Below are 16812 nucleotides of genomic sequence, written 5' to 3' on the forward strand. Positions count from 1 at the left end.
GTACAAAAGAATTTTTCTGTGCTTTAACAAGTTAATCCGCCGTCTATGGCCATTGTCTGTCCGGTCATAAAGGACGATTCAGGAGAAAGCAGGAAACGAACGAGTCCGGTCATATCGTCTGTTTCGCCTAAACGCCCCATCGGTGTCCTTCTGATAATCTGCGATTTTTGTTTTTCCGGCATATTTTTCGTCATATCGGTATCCACAAAACCGGGCGCAAGTGAATTGACACGGATTCCTTTAGACCCGAGCTCCCTGGCCAAGCTTCGCGTCAAGCCGTCAAGAGCCGCTTTGGATGCGCTGTAGACTGAAGTGCCTTTAAATCCTCTTGAGCCGATAATGGAGCTTATGTTAACGATTGATCCGGAATTTTGTTTCAGCATGACACGGGAAACGTTTCGGGTCAGCTTGATGACTGAGCCGATATTCAGATTGAGGATGCGGTCAATGTCTTCATCATTGGTCAGGGGCAGCAGCTGATCAAGGTTCAAACCGGCGTTATTGACCAAGCCGTCTATTCTGGAAAACTTGCGGTATACTTGAAGAACAAACTGTTTCATGGCGGCATCATCCGCCGCATCCGCCGCTTCCCAATAAAAGCGGCCGCGGTACTTTTCACTCTCTCTCAATGTGTTAATAAAATCAGATTCACTGCGGCTGAAAGCGGCTACTTTGTAATCCTCATCCAAAAGCGTATGTACAATCGCTTTTCCGAGCCCCCGGCTTCCTCCGCTGACGACCGCTACTTTTCCGTTATTCATATTTGCCTCCTGTTTTACACGTTTCTTATTTTTTTAAATCGGTCATTAGACAGTTTCCGATCTGTAACAGAGATGATCTGCGGTATCTGATATGGCTGCAGCTTCTGTTTGCAATGAGCTACGGCCCGCTTTCTGAAAGATTTGATATCTTCCTCTTTTTCAAGCACGGCCTCTGCTGCGACAATCTCGCCCGTAATCGGATTTTTTCTTCCCGTTATGAGAACATCCCGGACATTCGGTATCTCCAGAAAGACGCTTTCCACCTCTGCCGGAAACACTTTCTCTCCGCCCACATTAATGATTTCACTCTTTCTTCCAAGGATTCTTATATATTCGCCGTCTGTTTCCACCTGGTCACCGGTGTCATACCAGCCGTCTTCATCGAAAGGTGACGGTGCGTTTAAATAGCCGAGCATCGCCGACTCAGAACGGACCCAAAGCGTGCCTCCGGTAATTTTGGTCTCTGTTCCGGCACCGCCCACTTTCATCCAAGTGGATTGGCTGTCTTTTGATTTCGTTGAGAATATACCCAGTTCAGTTAATCCATATGTTTGTTTCAGCCGTACATCCGGAAACAGCCGGTGAATGCCGCGCAGCGTTGATTTGGGCATCGGTTCTGTGCCGTAAGTGATCAGCCGGAGTGAAGAGAGGTTATAGCCGGCATCCGCCTTGGACATCAGCAGCATGTTTAAAAAGGTCGGGGTGGCGGGGAGCACTTGGACAGCATGCTTGTCGACCGCCTGATAAACGGACTCCGGCGTTCTGCTGTCTGATGTGACGATGGTCCCCCCGTTAAACAGAATCGCAAACAGCGTATTAATGCCGCCGATATGATCCAATTTCAGAAAAATGAGCGTACGCAGCGGTTTTCTCTTCGCCGTTTTATATTTTTCAAGCAGCCGGCCGGCGCTTAACACGGATGCTTTGCTTTTGCCGGAAGTTCCCGATGTGAAAATAATAATGCCTGACTCCCCTCTCTCGCGCAGGTCATCAAGCAGAGGGTGAGAGGCGCTTTCAGAACCTGCACGAAGCGTCCAGCTGTCATTTTCATTTATTTCAATGATTTGATTCACTTTCGCGTCTTCAAACATATCGAGATGCTTTTCCCTTGATTCATTGCTGAGAGGGACAACGATATTTCGGTTTAACAAAAGCGCCATCAGCAAAAAAATGGCGTTCGGGGAATAATCCCCGATAAGCGCCACACATTCTCCTTCACGTATTCCGTTTTGTTCAAGTTCTTTCTGAAAAAAGCTGATTCGTGTCAGCAAATCATCATACGTAAAAGTCTGCCCTTTAAAAATGAGAAACTCACTGTCTTGCGTTTCCCTAAGCTTATCAGTCACCCAGCTGATATCTCCCCCGCTTTCTGTTTTCATGATTGAGCACTGTCCATATATTTTTGATAAATATCACAAATGCTGCCGACGGTTGTAATGCTGGAAATCGTTTCTCCTTGGGAAAAAGGATCTACTCCGGTTTCCATCTCCATCTGTGCGACTAATTGAGCGATATCCAGTGATGAGAAGCCCAGATCCTCTATGACTCTCACATCATCCCCCGCTTCGACGGCCCGATATGACTGCTGTTCTTGAATGTCCTGAATGATTTGTGCGATGATCTGCTTCATTTCCTTGGTTTGTTCCATTTGCTTTCAGCTCCATTCTTCATTTTATAAACTTCTGATGACCCGCTTATAATCCGGAATATGATCTTGTGAAGAGGTCGGCACCGCCAGCAGCTTGTCCACCTTGGAAATGGCCAGCAATGTATGATTTCTTTTCATATAGACTTCAATCTGATAGCTGATTTTCGCCACTGAGATCATACCGAGGGACTCACCGTGAAAGTCGGGATCGCATTCTTCAATGTGTCCCGTCATATAAATATCAAGCTCTTCATCTGCAAAACAATTTCCGTAATAATACGTCTCTCTTTCAAGCAAAAATAAATGCCGCGCGATTGAAACCGGAAAACCCGGCTTCGACCGGCGCGTCATCCATTCAAATTCCGCCGCATCCATTATCTTGCTGAATTTCGCAAACACCATGGCATGCCCGGGCGCAGCATCCTGATCAATAGGAACCCGATATGAAACGGGGTCTGCTGTTTTGAGATTGCCCGGCTTCATACCGAAGGCGTCCGTTCTGATTTTCTTTGACCGCATCAGCGCGTAAGGCGGCTTGGCTAGCTTAGAAAGTTCCGCAATGCATTCAGCCTTAGGCGCTGAGACTTTGCGCGTCGAACCTTCTGTTTGTGTGACGTCGACGACAATTAAACTATTGGCTTTCATAGAAGGAAACCGTCCCCGGTCCCACTCGCTTTTATCAGAGCTGACCGCTCCTTTCGGCCCGAACAAATAATCAGATTCTAATATGGTTTCTCCAAACCGGGAGATATCGACTCCGACGGAAACCTCGTCCCATAATCGGTACTGATCAAGAGGCTGATCTGAAGGAACTTTGAGATGTGTCATAAAATAAGCCGGATACAAAATCAGCCCTTGGTGATCGGCCATCTGATCAGGCCGGAATCCTGTTCCGTCCGTTAAATGGTGACTGTGTGCGTTGCCGAATAACAGCAGCAGCGCGTACTCATTCAAATTCCCTAACCCGACATGGCTCATCGTTAATTCATGATTTTCAATCAGCATGGTCTGTCCTCCGCAGAAAAAATGTAATGTCTGGTCATACTCAGCCTGTAATCGATACCAGCCTTTGCGCAAGAAGGCCGGCTGTTTCTTCCATGAGCTGTTTGCCGATCAGATCGACATGCCTGTTTCTCCAATTTTCAAGCGGGGTTCCTTTCACCCATTGATTAAACGCGCCGAGCGCAGGGCCGCAATGAATTTGGTAATCTATTTTACTTTCGCTTTTTCCTTCCAGAGCGAGCCTTGTCGTATGAGAAAAATACCATTTAAATACCATCGCCATTTTGTGTTTCGGATTCTGTTCGGCTTTGGCGATCTGCTCAGGAGATTTATCACGTTTCAACTGCTCATACACTTCTTCAAAACTGCGCTGGAAATACTTTTCTTCAATTAATGTTTTCGTTTTTTCATCTATTTCATCTAAAGAATTGTATTGTCTGTACAAGTCAAAGAGTTTATTGGCTCTTGCCGGGAAAAACAGTCCTTTTTTCAGCACCTGCACCCTTGCTCCCGCTTCAAACATATCTCCCGCGGGAGCGTATGACGTATCCTGAACGTTCGCTTCCTGAAGCAGATCTTTCACTGAATCACTTGTCCCGGCTTCGACCGTACATTGATTAATAGAACCGGTTCCGATAAATTCGGCGCCGAGCAGAAACGCGGCAGCAGCCGCTTCCGGAGTGCCGATGCCGCCCGCTGCGCCGATTCTTACTTTTTTCGCATAACCGTGCTTCTCCATCATGCGGTCTCTGAGTCTGATCATGGCAGGCATTAATGTATACGGAATCCCTTGGTCAGTATGCCCTCCTGAATCCGCTTCAACGCAAATGTCATCAGCCATCGGAATTTCTTTTGCAAGCGCCGCTTCCCCGGCTGTCAGCCGATTGTCAGACACAAGTCTTTCCAGCACATGAGCCGGAGCCGGATTCAGAAAGGCCTCAGCGACTTCAGGCCGGGATACTTTCGCGATGATTCTGTTTTGAACTGACACCGACCCGTCATGATTCCTGCTTAGTCCCCTTGCCCTGTATATAACAAGAGCGGGGGTTATGCCCATAAATGCCGATGCTTCAATAAGATGAATGCCGTTTTTCAAATATAAATCTATCATTCTGACTTCCTTGTCAGGTGACATCATATGATGAAGAAGATTCATTCCGAATGTTTCCCCTTGCCGCAGTGCAGACCGGATGGTTCCGATGGCCTGTCCGATCCGTTCGATACTCAATCCGCCCGTTCCGAAAAAGCCCAGCATTCCCGCTTTTGCCGCTTTAATGACCATCTGTTCCGAAGCAATTCCCCTGTACATGGAGCCCGTCATGTAAGCATATTGGATGTTATAATCTTTTTTAAAATCTTCGTTCCCTAATCTCATTCCCGCCGTTTTTTGCGGATCAGCTGCCGATACTTTAACATCAGCAGTATCAGACTCTTCTTTCGGCATAGGTAATGGGACGGCATCTTTTTTAATCTGACGCGTCAGTTTTGTCAGCACTTCCCCGGGCCCGACTTCTGCAATTTCATTATTTTCAAGTCCCATCAGACGGCGTATCGTGTCCGTCCACTTTACCTGATTGGTCATTTGCAAAGTCAGATTTGTTTTGATTTCATCATTCTTATAAGGTGCGGCATGAAGATTTGAGATCACCGGAAAACGAAGAGGCAAAAACGCCGTTTCTTCTAAATAATCCGCGAACTCTTTTTCAGCATCTTTCATATAGCGGGAATGGAAGGCGCCGCTCACATTTAAAGGAAGGTACATTCTCACGCCGGCTTTTTCAAAAACGGGGCCCGCTTTTTCAATGTCTTGTTTCGTTCCGGCGATCACAATTTGCGAAGGTGAATTGTGGTTAGCGATATCAATGCCGGTCAGATGATAATCGGATAGAACCTCTTTTACTTGTTCAGCGGTAAACCCCAAAACCGCCGCCATGCCTCCGGGAGCTGCCTTGCTCATGAGCTCCCCTCTTTTTTTTACAAGCTGCAAACCGGTCTCAAAATCAAAGCAGCCGGCCGCAAATAACGCATTATATTCTCCTAAACTGTGCCCTGCGGCGTAATCAGGCTCTCTGCCGCACTCTTTCATTTTCTTTAAATAACTGAGTGCACTCACCGTATATAACGCCGGCTGGGTAAATTGCGTTTTCCCCAGCTGGTGATTCGGATCCTCCAGACACAATTCTTCTATAGAGTAGCCTAATATGTCATCAGCCTGACGTGTCAGATCTTGAAATTCATCAAACAGTCCGGCTCCCATTCCTTTAAATTGAGAACCCTGCCCCGGGAACACAAACGTAAGCATCTTATCCTCATCCTTTCCGCATCGCCAATTTTGTACATCACATGTGGATCTCCATACAAAAACGTCTCTTATTTCATATATTGACTGGTGTAAACACCGGCATAAAAATAAAAACACAAACGCGTTTGCGATTCAGCAAAGGTTTAAAAATCGCAAACGCATTGTGTTTTCCTTTTCTAACATAATTTATATAAAGACATCTTGCTTGTTTACTGAATGTTTCGCATGACAAGCTGCAGTGCCAATATGCCCGAAAACAGCCATGACGGCACACTTCTCCCTTATCATGTATATGTAGATATATACACTACAATCATTTTTATAATCCCTATTTCCTCTTCAACGTGCCGAAACAGCGATTGAAATTTAATAGGTGCTTTACATCAATTTAATAAATTTAACAAATAGTTGCTATTTAAAGAGAATAATATCAATTTATAGATAATAATGTCAAGGATTTATTTCGTTATTTTCTGACATTTATTCCACAGTTTTATGTTCGGTGGACAGTCGGCATAATTGTTTCGGGATAAATGTCAGATAATTCCCTGAACCCTTTTCATGTCAAAGAAAATTTCATCGCTTCTCTGTCAATTGGGTCTATACTTATTTTTCATTTTCATATATTATGTAAAAAAAAGACGAATTAGAAAAATTTTTAATCACTTTAAATACTATCCATTAAATACTTTCTTTGTATAATAATTTCTTATTATTCTAAGGAGGACCCAGTCATGAAATGGTACGCACTTTTTGTAGAGTCCGGAAAAGAAGAAACAGTTCAAAAATTTCTGCGTCTGCAGTTTGATGAGCAGGCTCTCTACTCAATCATACCCAAGAAAAAAGTCACAGAACGAAAAGCCGGAATCAAATACGAGGCACTCAAAAAGATGTTTCCGGGATATGTGCTGTTTAAAACGAAGATGACAGAGCGGACATTTCATAAAATCAAAGAACTCCCCATTTCATGCAGAATCGTGAATAACGGCGCATATTATTCCAAAGAGCGTAAAACCTATTTCACGACAATTAAGGATGAAGAAATCCTCCCTATCATTAGGCTGATCGGAGAAGGAGACACTGTAGATTATTCAAAAGTCTATATTGAAAATTCAAAAGTAACCGTTGCCTCAGGGCCTCTTAAAGGAATGGAAGGCATTATTAAAAAGATCGATAAAAGAAAAAGACGCGCCAAAATCTGCCTGTCTTTTATGGGACTGGACAAAATGGTCAACGTCGGAATTGAAGTGCTCTCCAAACCCTAGCATTTCAAAAAAAGCATCAACAGCATGTGCCGTTGATGCCCTTTTTATATACAAACGAAAGCCCGACACCGAAATAACCCCGCTCACCACCGTCACGGTCAAACTTTTTGACATAGTTGACCTGAAGCCGGGCTGCGCCCATGAGGCAAAATCACATTTAGGGGAATACATTTTAATCAAGAGCGGTGAATTGACGGTTGAGCTTGATGACGAAAAGCATGTGCTGACTTCGGGCGACGACGCCGCACGGTTATTTTAATTCCTCGGATGAACCGGTGACATATTTTATGCTGGTCTATTATGCTGAACCGGTTTAAACGGTCCATCAGGCTTCTTCAGACAGAAGCCTGACGGACCGCAACCCATTCTTGTATGCATTGAATCAGTTTCTGGACAGAAGGTGTCTGCGTCTCCTTTGCATGAGCTGTCAAAATGCCGAGCTGCCTGGAGACATACCGGTCGAACCGTTTGATGAGCACATCACAATCATTCACCAAAAGCTGCGGCAAGATGCTGATCCCCAGATTGTTCCGCACCATTGCAATAATCGCTTCATCCCCTCTGATTTGATAAGCGACCCGCGGTGTGATCTTTTCTTCCTTCAGCACTTTCAGCACATCAAAATGTGTCTCCGGATAAGGCACGATACATTTGACGGATTCCATGACATGTAACGGAACCGTTTCACATTCCGCCAATTTATGCTGCGGGCTCATCACCGCTACAATCGGATCCTCGGCCAACGGGTAAAAATGCCACTTCTCGCTGTGGGATGTCCCGATCGCCGCATCAATCCGGTCATCTTTCAGCCATTCTTCCAGTTCAGTAGAATTTCCTTCAAACAAATGCACCTTAATGGAAGGATACAGCTCATTAAATTCCCTCAAAATTTTCGGCAGCCATTTTACCGCCACGCTCGTAACAGTGCCGAGCCGGACTTCCCCTCTTTCTAACCCATTAATATTATCAACGGTTTGAGACAGTTTTTCATAGTTTTTTTGAATTTCCTTCATAATATGTAACACTTTCAAGCCATTTGCGGTGGGCCTCACTCCATGCCGCTGTCTGATCAAAAGCGGAAAACCGTACTCTTCCTCTAATTTACTGATCATTTGGCTGATGTTCGGCTGTGTGTAATTCAATATGGCAGCGGCTTGGGTCAGGCTGCCGCTTTCAACCGTTTTAATAAAGGCTAAATGCTTCTTTAAATCCAACCGGCTTCATCTCCCAGATATCATTCTTTATTATCCAATGCATTAGTTATATTTAGTTTACTTATACATTAATCAAAAATAAAATGGCAATGTCTCCATCATTATACTTGATCACAAACAGAAGGTGAGCGTTTCAGCATGAGTTTTCTCATTCAATTTTTTATCGGCGGCACCGTTATGGTGGCCGCCGCGTATTTAAGCAAGTCGAAATACTTATTTTTATCAGGCGTTATTACATTGCTGCCGATTATGACGTTACTGAATATTCACTTGCAGCTGAAAAATATGAGCCCCGACGATTTCAGAGCCGCTCAAAAAAACGGAATATTCGGTGCCTTCGGCGCGGTGATCTTCATCAGCTCTATTTTCATCCTGACAAACTGGTTCAAAGGAGGCCACGCAGTCATCGGTGCGTTTCTCATCTATATTTGCTATATGATCGGCTGTAAATGCCTGTTATGAAGATACGGCACCGCTGTGTATAAAAAAATGCCCGTCCAGAACAATAAGAACGATGTGTTCAGTTGTGAGCAGTTTATATGACTGAATGATCATGAGTTGTTATAATCAATGTCTAAAAACATTCCGGGAGGCGAAATAAATGGCCAGAAAATTATTCACACCATGGACCGTTAAAGATGTAACGATCAAAAACCGTATTGTTATGGCACCGATGTGCATGTATTCCTCACATGAGAAGGACGGAAAACTGCAGCCTTTTCATATGGCGCACTACATATCGCGTGCAATCGGACAGGTCGGCCTGATTATCGTGGAAGCGACAGCCGTTAATCCGCAGGGGCGCATTTCCGATCAGGATTTGGGCATTTGGAGCGATGATCATATCGAAGGTTTTGCCAAACTGACGGAACAAGTGAAAGCGCAAGGATCTAAAATCGGCATTCAGCTTGCGCACGCCGGACGTAAAGCTGAGCTTGAGGGAGACATTTACGCTCCGTCAGCCATTCCGTTCGATGAGCAGTCCAAAACACCGGCTGAAATGACGACAGAACAAATTAAAGAAACCATTCAGGAATTCAAACAGGCAGCGGCGCGCGCGAAAGAAGCCGGCTTTGACATTATTGAACTTCATGCGGCACACGGCTACTTAATGCACGAATTTCTGTCCCCTCTGTCCAATCACCGTACAGACGAATACGGAGGCTCACATGAAAATCGCTACCGCTTCTTAGGCGAGACCATTGAAGCCGTCAAGGAAGTCTGGGACGGCCCGTTATTTGTCCGTATTTCTGCATCGGATTATACAGACAAAGGGCTGGACATTGCGGATCATATCGGTTTTGCGAAGTGGATGAAAGAACAGGGAGTCGACCTCATTGATTGCAGCTCAGGCGCACTCGTTCAAGCTGATATTAACGTCTTCCCCGGCTACCAAGTGAGCTTCGCAGAGAAAATCCGTGAACAGGTCGAAATCGCAACAGGCGCCGTCGGTTTGATAACGACGGGAACAATGGCGGAAGAAATTCTGCAAAACAACCGCGCTGACCTTATTTTTGTCGCGAGAGAACTTCTGCGCGATCCGCATTTTGCAAGGAGTGCAGCGAAGCAGCTGAATACTGAAATACCGTCACCGGTTCAATACGACAGAGCATGGTGATGAAGTGACAGCCGGAGTTTTTCGATCCGGCTGTCTCTTTTTTTATTTTTTGAGAAACGATTGCCGAAGCTTCTCCGTCTTCCCTATAGAACCAATTAGAGGGGATGACTCCAATGAAAGCAGCATGGATGGAAAGGACATATCTGATTGACGGGTGTCCGTATTATACGAAACACCGTAAAGGCGCCGGCGAAGTGACGATCGTCTTTGAAGCCGGCTACGGTACTTCTTCTGAAACATGGACATCATTACTCGCTGACATAGATGAAGAATTTGGGGTTTTCACATATGACAGAGCCGGAATCGGCAAAAGCGGACAAAGCCGAAACAAGAGAACGGCGGACCACATGGTACAGGAATTAAACGCTCTTCTTCTGAAGGCCGGCGTCAAGCCTCCTTATCTTGTCGTCTCGCATTCATACGGCGCGATTATCAGCAGACTTTGGGCGAGCCGGAACCGCCGGGATATTCTCGGGATGGTGATGCTTGATCCGGTTTCTGAGGATCAGGAGACGAAAGTGCTTCCGCTTCTTCCCGAAGAAATGAAAGCCGCCTATTTGAAACAGTTCATATTGGAAGGATCACACGCGGAATTTTTGACGAGCCTTCGTCAGATCAAGCATCAGCAGATTCATTTCGGCGATATGCCGCTGTTGATTTTATCATCGGGAGAGCGGGATGAGCGCTTAAAGCACGCTCATGAACAATGGGTGAAACTGCACAGAAGCATGCTTGATGTCTCTTATCAAAGCGGATGGATTCAGGCCAAAAACAGTTCTCATGCCATTCACCACGATGAACCGCACATCGTCCACCTTGCCATTTATGATGTTTGGTGCGCGGTGCGCCAGCAAATGAATGCTCCTGCCTATCAGGCGGTAAACTGATAAAACAAAAGCCATTGTGCAACGACACAATGGCTTTTGTTATCGTGATCTATTTTGTCTCACGATGCAAAGTATACTTTTTCAACCGGGGTGAATACTTTTTCATTTCTAACCGGTCCGGATTCGTCCGTTTGTTCTTCGTCGTAATATAATTTCTGTCCCCTGTCTCTGTACAGGCCAATGTAACATTCACACGCATCATTTTCACCCCTTATACAAATCGTAATTATTACGCTTTATTATATCTCATCAGAAAAAAATGTCAAGCGTCCATTTTTTAAGACCGCTCCACAGTGACCTCCATGAAGTCAAATGCGATCTTACTGTTTTCAAACACCGCTTTCGCCTCATGTTCGAGACGCTCTATCGGCGATTCACCCTGATACCTTGCGCTGATATGAGTTAAGATCAGCTGTTTGGCGCCTGCTTTTTTTGCCGTTTGCGCAGCCTGTTCTGTCGTCGCGTGATAATAATTATGTGCGAGCTTTGCATCTTCCTTGGCAAACGTCGCTTCATGAACAAGCACATCCGCATTGCGCGCCAGCTCCGTTACCCGCTCTGATGCCCTCGTATCCCCGGAAAAAGCGACGATTCTCCCTTTTTTCGGCGGTTCCAAAAAATCCTTCCCGTTGATTATTCTGCCATCGTCAAGTGTGACCGTTTCGCCTTTTTTGATTTTCTGATAGACGGGTCCGGGCGGGATATTCATTTCTTTCAATCTGCCGGCCTGCAATGCGCCGGGAATATCCTTTTCCTGAACCCGGTAGCCGAACGCTTCCACGCCGTGAATGACGGATGCTGCGGTAACAATGAATTGCTCATCTTCAAAAACCGTCCCCTCTTCGATTTCATGTACAGTAAGAGGATACGTCAGATGAGTCGCCGTCACGTTCAGGCTTGTTTCGATAAAGGCTTTAATGCCTTTTGGCCCGTAAATCGTCAGCTCTTCTTCACCGCCCTGAAATGAACGGCTCCCCAACAGACCCGGAAGACCGTAAACATGGTCGCCGTGAAGGTGGGTGATGAAAATCTTTTCAATTTTCCTCGGTTTGATTGTTGTATGTAATATCTGATGCTGAGTGGCTTCTCCGCAATCAAACAGCCATACGGAACGCCTTTCTTCAAGAAGCTTCAGCGCGACGGACGTTACATTTCTCGTCTTTGCCGGCATGCCGGCCCCCGTCCCTAAAAATAATAATTCCACAATGCTTCCTCCTAGATCTTTGTACTACTAAGGATACAGGATCAGGCTGAAAATGTGAATTCACCCGGGCCTTCTCCGGCCTGATTAATTTTTTTCCGCAAACCGCAAAAAACAGGCTGAAATGTTTGCTTTCAACGAATTTTAGATTTAAAATGAAGGAAATATGCGGGGTTTTAAACCATGCTTCAGATAAAGTGAGGTACTCTAAGTGAAAACAAACGACAAACCAAAAGCAGTAATTGTAATATTTGGTGCCACAGGGGATTTGGCAAAACGAAAACTTTACCCATCCATTCACCGTTTATATAAAAATGGTCAAATTGGTGAAGAGTTTGCAGTTGTAGGTGTTGGAAGAAGACCTTGGTCAAACGAGGACCTCCGGGAAACCGTTAAAACGTCTGTTTCTTCTGCCGGGCAAAAAGACATAGACGATTTCACATCTCATTTTTATTACCATCCGTTTGATGTAACGAATCCGGGTTCCTATCAGGAGCTAAATGTCCTGCTTGATCAGCTTGAACATACATATGAAATCCCGAACAACAGAATGTTTTACTTGGCGATGGCTCCTGAGTTTTTCGGCACGATCGCAAAATCACTTAAAAACGAAGGTGTCACAGCGACAAATGGCTGGTCCCGTCTCGTCATTGAAAAACCGTTCGGCCATGACCTGCCGAGTGCGAAAGAGCTTAACAAAGAAATACGCGAAGCTTTCACGGAAGATCAAATTTACCGGATCGACCATTACTTAGGCAAACAAATGGTTCAAAATATCGAAGTCATCCGGTTTGCGAATGCGCTGTTTGAGCCGCTGTGGAATAACCGCTACATCTCAAACATCCAGATTACGTCAAGTGAGGATCTCGGCGTTGAGGATCGTGCGAGATATTATGAGAAATCAGGCGCACTCCGTGATATGGTTCAAAACCATATTTTACAAATGGTCGCTCTCTTGGCGATGGAACCGCCGATTAAACTGAACACGGAAGAAATCCGCAGCGAAAAAGTGAAGGTGCTGAGAGCTCTCCGCCCTGTCGCCCCAAACGAAGTGAGCGACTACTTCGTCCGCGGACAATACCAAGCGGGAACGATTGACGGAAACTCCGTACCAAGCTATACAGATGAGCATAATGTAGCACCGGATTCCAATACGGAAACATTCGTGTCCGGAAAGCTGTTGATCGATAACTTCCGCTGGGCCGGCGTTCCGTTTTATATCCGCACAGGGAAACGGATGAAAGAAAAATCAACGAAAATCGTCGTTCAATTTAAAGACATTCCGATGAACCTTTATTACGGCAATGAAACGAATGTAAATCCGAACCTGCTTGTCATCCATATTCAGCCGGATGAAGGCATTACACTATATCTGAATGCTAAAAAATTAGGCGGAGCCGCTCATGCTCAGCCGATTAAGCTGGACTACTGCAGCAACTGCAGTGATGAAATGAACACACCGGAAGCCTATGAAAAATTAATCCATGACTGTCTGCTCGGTGATGCGACAAACTTTGCCCATTGGGACGAAGTGGCGCTTTCATGGAATTTCGTCGATGCGATTTCCGAAACGTGGGCAGCCGACAAAACCCTTTCTCCGAATTATGAAGCCGGGTCAATGGGACCGAAAGCTTCGGACGATCTTCTTGAAAAAGACGGTCTCCACTGGTGGAATATATAAGAAAATATCAAAAACCGCGGCGCCGTTCATGACGGCCCGCGGTTTTTAATATCAGAAAAGCCCCCGCAATAACTGCGGGGGCTTCTTCATTACTTCATCCATTCAGTATGGAAAATACCTTCTTTATCTGTGCGTTCATACGTATGCGCGCCGAAGTAATCACGCTGCGCTTGGATCAAGTTTGCAGGAAGCACTGCCGTACGGTAGCTGTCGTAATACGCAAGTGCGCTTGAGAACGAAGGTACCGGCACGCCTTGGGCTACGGCAAGTGAAATCACTTGGCGAAGGGCGCCTTGGTAGCTTTCTGCAATGTTTTTGAAGTAGCTGTCTAACAGCAGGTTGTCAAGCTCCGGTTCACGGTCATATGCGTCTTTGATCTTTTGCAGGAACGCCGCGCGGATGATACAGCCGCCGCGGAAGATCATCGCGATTTCACCGTATTTCAGATCCCAGTTATATTCTTCAGACGCGGCTTTCATTTGGGCGAAGCCTTGTGCGTAAGAACAGATTTTACTCATGAAGAGCGCTTTTCTGACCGCTTCAATCAGCTCTTCTTTATTTTCAGTGACCGGCTTAACGTCTGGTCCGGACAGTAGGCCGCTTGCTTTCACACGCTCTTCTTTCATTGCGGAAATGAAACGCGCAAAAACAGATTCAGTGATAATCGGAAGCGGCACGCCTAAGTCAAGAGCGCTTTGGCTTGTCCATTTACCCGTTCCTTTTTGGCCTGCTTTATCAAGGATGACATCAACAAGCGGTTTGCCCGTTTCTTCATCTTTTTTAGTGAAAATGTCAGCCGTGATTTCGATCAGATAGCTGTCAAGCTCTCCTTTGTTCCACTCAGCGAATACTTCGTGAAGCTCTTCGGCAGACAATCCGAGCACCTGTTTCAGAATGAAATATGACTCAGAGATCAGCTGCATGTCACCGTATTCAATACCGTTGTGCACCATTTTTACATAGTGCCCCGCTCCGTCCGGGCCGATGTATGTCGTACAAGCTTCTCCGTCCACTTTAGCAGAAATGGCTTCTAAAATCGGTTTTACGAGTTCGTGCGCTTCCTTTTGGCCGCCCGGCATAATAGAAGGCCCTTTCAGCGCTCCCTCTTCACCGCCTGATACACCCGTTCCGATAAAGTGAATGCCGCTTTCGGCAAGCTCTTTGTTCCGGCGCTGTGTATCTTTATAGTATGTATTTCCGCCGTCAATCAAAATATCGTCTTTTTCCAGATGAGGAAGAAGAGATTGAATCGTCGCATCCGTTGCAGTTCCCGCTTTAACCATTAATAAAATTTTACGGGGTGTTTCAAGAGACTGGACAAACTCCTCAATGCTGTATGTACCGACAACATTTTTGCCTTTTGCCTCTTCTAAAAACTCTTCCGTTTTGCTGCTTGATCTGTTGTATACAGACACAGAAAATCCCCGGCTTTCGATGTTAAGAGCCAGATTTTTACCCATTACCGCAAGACCGATAACTCCGATTTGTTGTTTTGACATATTCTAACGTCCCTTCTTCAAACGTTTAACCATTTTAAAATTTAAATTAAAATAAAATGATATTTATACTAAAGAAATTATCATACATAACCCCTTTTTTCAAGTTATTCACCTTTTCTTTTCATCCTGGAAAAAGTCTCTGTTAAAGCTCGTTCCCCTTGTTTTGCTTTCTTCTTTTTTTATAACGGCGCCTTTTCTGATCAGGTTTTGGCCGTACTTTTCATTCAGCTCGTTCATCATCTGAAAAATCGGCTCATCCTTTGCGTCCTCCTTGAATGAAAACAGATCAAGCTGTTTATACGCCTGCTGTTTTTCAACCAGTTCCGTTCCGGTGATGCCGAGAAGCCTTACCGGGTTTTGGTTCCAGTGCTTGTCAAACAGTTCCATCGCCGCTTCCATGATGTCTTTTTTCTGATCAGCCGGATTGCTGAGGGTCATGCTTCTTGTGACTGTTTTCCAATCCGCATACCGAATCATGATGAACAGCCGGCAGGCCATGACCTCCTTACGCTGGAGCCGTTCGCTCACAGACAGCGCGAGCCGGTCAAACACGCCCGTTAATTCATCCCAGTCAGCCGAATCATGCGACAGGGTGGATGAGTTGCCGACGCTTTTAAATTCATAAATCCGCTCGGGATTGACTTCTGCAGGATGGATGCCGTTCGCTTTATCCTTCAGCCTCGGGCCGTTTATGCCGAGAAGCGTTTTCAGCGCATGTTCATCTCCTTTTGCCAAATCACCGATCGTTTTGATGCCGAGCGTTTTTATTTTTTCCGCAGTTTTCGTTCCTATACCGTGCATCTCTTCAATCGGAAGAGGCCATAATACGTCCGGCAGCTCTCTTTTTCTTAAAATGGTGATGCCGAGCGGTTTTTTCATGTCAGAAGCCATTTTAGCGAGAAATTTATTCGGGGCGATGCCGATGCTTGACGGAAGCAGAAGCTCTTTTTGCAGTCTCGCCTGAATGTCTTCGGCTGTCTCATACGCCCTGTGGCTGTGCGGTGTGTCCGTAATATCCATGTATCCTTCATCAATAGAAACAGGCTCGACTAAATCCGTATACTCCCTCAGAATGCTGAACATTTCTTTTGACGAACTCCGGTAGCGGTCAAAATTCGGAGGCACGACGATGAGTTCCGGACAGAGGCGTTTTGCCCGCCACACCGGCATGGTGGTCTTTACGCCCCGCGCTCTCGCTTCATAGCTGCAGGTGACGATGATTCCTTTCCGTTCCTTCACGTTTCCGGCAACGGCGATAGGTTTTCCTCTTAAAGACGGATCATACGCCATTTCTACGGAGGCATAAAAACTGTTCATATCGATATGAAATATAATTCTCCCTTTTCCGGCCACTCCCGGCGCCTCCTTTCCTTTCATAGACAACCTTATATATATGTAGTAAAATAAGAGCTGAATGGATGTGATAAAATGATTCTTGAGTCAATGAATGACTTTTTATTTTTAGTCGATTTTTTCACAATTATTCTTCCCGCTCTGACCGCGATCGGCATCGCTTTTCTTTTGCGTGAGCGCCGCGCAGGCGAGCATTGGAGAACGAAACGAATAGATGAACATCAAGCAGTCGTTCAGCTGAACCGAACAGACTTTCTTATTATTATATATCATCGCATTACAACTTGGATACGTAAAGTCATCCGCATGAATTCACCGGCGAATGATGATGAAGATGTCAGCTTCCTCCTTTTATAACGGCAAGTGAAGATAAAAAGGAGG

At 45.6% G+C, this 16812-nt stretch carries 16 protein-coding genes; 6 read left to right on the forward strand and 10 right to left on the reverse strand.

Annotation, left to right across the window (positions count from 1 at the left end):
* Window positions 1-23: 23 nt before the first annotated feature.
* Genes NYE36_RS12595 through fabD form a run of 5 tightly spaced genes read right to left on the reverse strand, consistent with a single transcriptional unit; the run spans window position 24 to window position 5713 of the window.
* The gene (locus NYE36_RS12595) at window positions 24-761 is read right to left on the reverse strand and encodes an SDR family oxidoreductase (RefSeq protein ID WP_042635334.1); all 738 of its coding nucleotides are present in this window, start codon (window positions 759-761) and stop codon (window positions 24-26) included.
* Between the two features lie 14 nt (window positions 762-775).
* Window positions 776-2140 (reverse strand): fatty acid--CoA ligase family protein, encoded by a 1365-nt coding sequence (locus NYE36_RS12600; RefSeq protein WP_007408404.1) that lies wholly within the window; start codon window positions 2138-2140, stop codon window positions 776-778.
* The gene (locus NYE36_RS12605; protein ID WP_003153264.1) at window positions 2137-2409 is read right to left on the reverse strand and encodes an acyl carrier protein; all 273 of its coding nucleotides are present in this window, start codon (window positions 2407-2409) and stop codon (window positions 2137-2139) included. Before NYE36_RS12605 ends, NYE36_RS12600 begins: the two co-directional genes overlap by 4 nt.
* Window positions 2410-2433: 24 nt before the next feature.
* The gene (locus tag NYE36_RS12610) at window positions 2434-3414 is read right to left on the reverse strand and encodes an LnmK family bifunctional acyltransferase/decarboxylase (RefSeq protein WP_042635336.1); all 981 of its coding nucleotides are present in this window, start codon (window positions 3412-3414) and stop codon (window positions 2434-2436) included.
* A gap of 40 nt (window positions 3415-3454) precedes the next feature.
* A complete protein-coding gene (gene fabD, locus NYE36_RS12615; protein WP_265451241.1) occupies window positions 3455-5713 on the reverse strand; it encodes an ACP S-malonyltransferase in 2259 nt (752 codons plus the stop codon).
* A 734-nt stretch (window positions 5714-6447) separates the two neighbouring features.
* Here fabD and loaP point away from each other — a divergent pair.
* Entirely contained in the window at window positions 6448-6978 is a 531-nt protein-coding gene (loaP, locus tag NYE36_RS12620; protein ID WP_007408401.1) for an antiterminator LoaP, read from the forward strand.
* Window positions 6979-7313: 335 nt separating this feature from the next.
* Here loaP and NYE36_RS12625 read toward each other — a convergent pair whose 3' ends face one another.
* On the reverse strand, window positions 7314-8192 hold the full coding sequence (locus tag NYE36_RS12625) for a LysR family transcriptional regulator (RefSeq protein ID WP_265451240.1): 879 nt from the start codon (window positions 8190-8192) through the stop codon (window positions 7314-7316).
* 138 nt (window positions 8193-8330) lie between these two features.
* On the opposite strand from NYE36_RS12625, the gene NYE36_RS12630 reads away from it, so the two are divergent.
* The 3 genes from NYE36_RS12630 to NYE36_RS12640 all read left to right on the forward strand — a co-directional run bounded on the left by NYE36_RS12630 (window position 8331) and on the right by NYE36_RS12640 (window position 10697).
* Window positions 8331-8654 (forward strand): GlpM family protein, encoded by a 324-nt coding sequence (locus NYE36_RS12630; RefSeq protein WP_015240166.1) that lies wholly within the window; start codon window positions 8331-8333, stop codon window positions 8652-8654.
* Window positions 8655-8793: 139 nt separating this feature from the next.
* Window positions 8794-9810, forward strand: a complete 1017-nt coding sequence (gene namA, locus NYE36_RS12635; protein WP_265451238.1) for an NADPH dehydrogenase NamA — start codon at window positions 8794-8796, stop codon at window positions 9808-9810.
* A 113-nt stretch (window positions 9811-9923) separates the two neighbouring features.
* Window positions 9924-10697, forward strand: coding sequence for an alpha/beta hydrolase (locus tag NYE36_RS12640; RefSeq protein WP_265451236.1), 774 nt, complete (start codon window positions 9924-9926; stop codon window positions 10695-10697).
* A gap of 49 nt (window positions 10698-10746) precedes the next feature.
* Here the strand turns inward: NYE36_RS12640 and rpmG are convergent, their stop codons facing one another.
* Window positions 10747-10896, reverse strand: coding sequence for a 50S ribosomal protein L33 (rpmG, locus tag NYE36_RS12645; RefSeq protein WP_003153246.1), 150 nt, complete (start codon window positions 10894-10896; stop codon window positions 10747-10749).
* 78 nt (window positions 10897-10974) lie between these two features.
* Window positions 10975-11901 carry a ribonuclease Z gene (rnz, locus tag NYE36_RS12650; protein ID WP_062623522.1) on the reverse strand — a complete coding sequence of 309 codons (927 nt, stop codon included), beginning with the start codon at window positions 11899-11901 and terminating at the stop codon, window positions 10975-10977.
* 208 nt (window positions 11902-12109) lie between these two features.
* Between rnz and zwf the strand changes: the two genes are divergently transcribed.
* Complete coding sequence (gene zwf / locus NYE36_RS12655) at window positions 12110-13579, forward strand: glucose-6-phosphate dehydrogenase (protein ID WP_003153243.1); 1470 nt, start codon at window positions 12110-12112, stop codon at window positions 13577-13579.
* 89 nt (window positions 13580-13668) lie between these two features.
* Here the strand turns inward: zwf and gndA are convergent, their stop codons facing one another.
* Together gndA and NYE36_RS12665 are read right to left on the reverse strand one after the other, a co-directional pair.
* A complete protein-coding gene (gndA, locus tag NYE36_RS12660; RefSeq protein WP_003153241.1) occupies window positions 13669-15078 on the reverse strand; it encodes an NADP-dependent phosphogluconate dehydrogenase in 1410 nt (469 codons plus the stop codon).
* Window positions 15079-15186: 108 nt separating this feature from the next.
* Window positions 15187-16431: a DNA polymerase IV gene (locus NYE36_RS12665; RefSeq protein WP_012117936.1), complete on the reverse strand. Its 1245-nt coding sequence runs from the start codon at window positions 16429-16431 to the stop codon at window positions 15187-15189.
* 75 nt (window positions 16432-16506) lie between these two features.
* On the opposite strand from NYE36_RS12665, the gene NYE36_RS12670 reads away from it, so the two are divergent.
* Window positions 16507-16788 carry a hypothetical protein gene (locus tag NYE36_RS12670; RefSeq protein ID WP_003153239.1) on the forward strand — a complete coding sequence of 94 codons (282 nt, stop codon included), beginning with the start codon at window positions 16507-16509 and terminating at the stop codon, window positions 16786-16788.
* Window positions 16789-16812 lie beyond the last annotated feature (24 nt).

Source organism: Bacillus sp. FSL R5-0593 (assembly GCF_038603755.1).
Lineage (GTDB): Bacteria > Bacillota > Bacilli > Bacillales > Bacillaceae > Bacillus > Bacillus velezensis.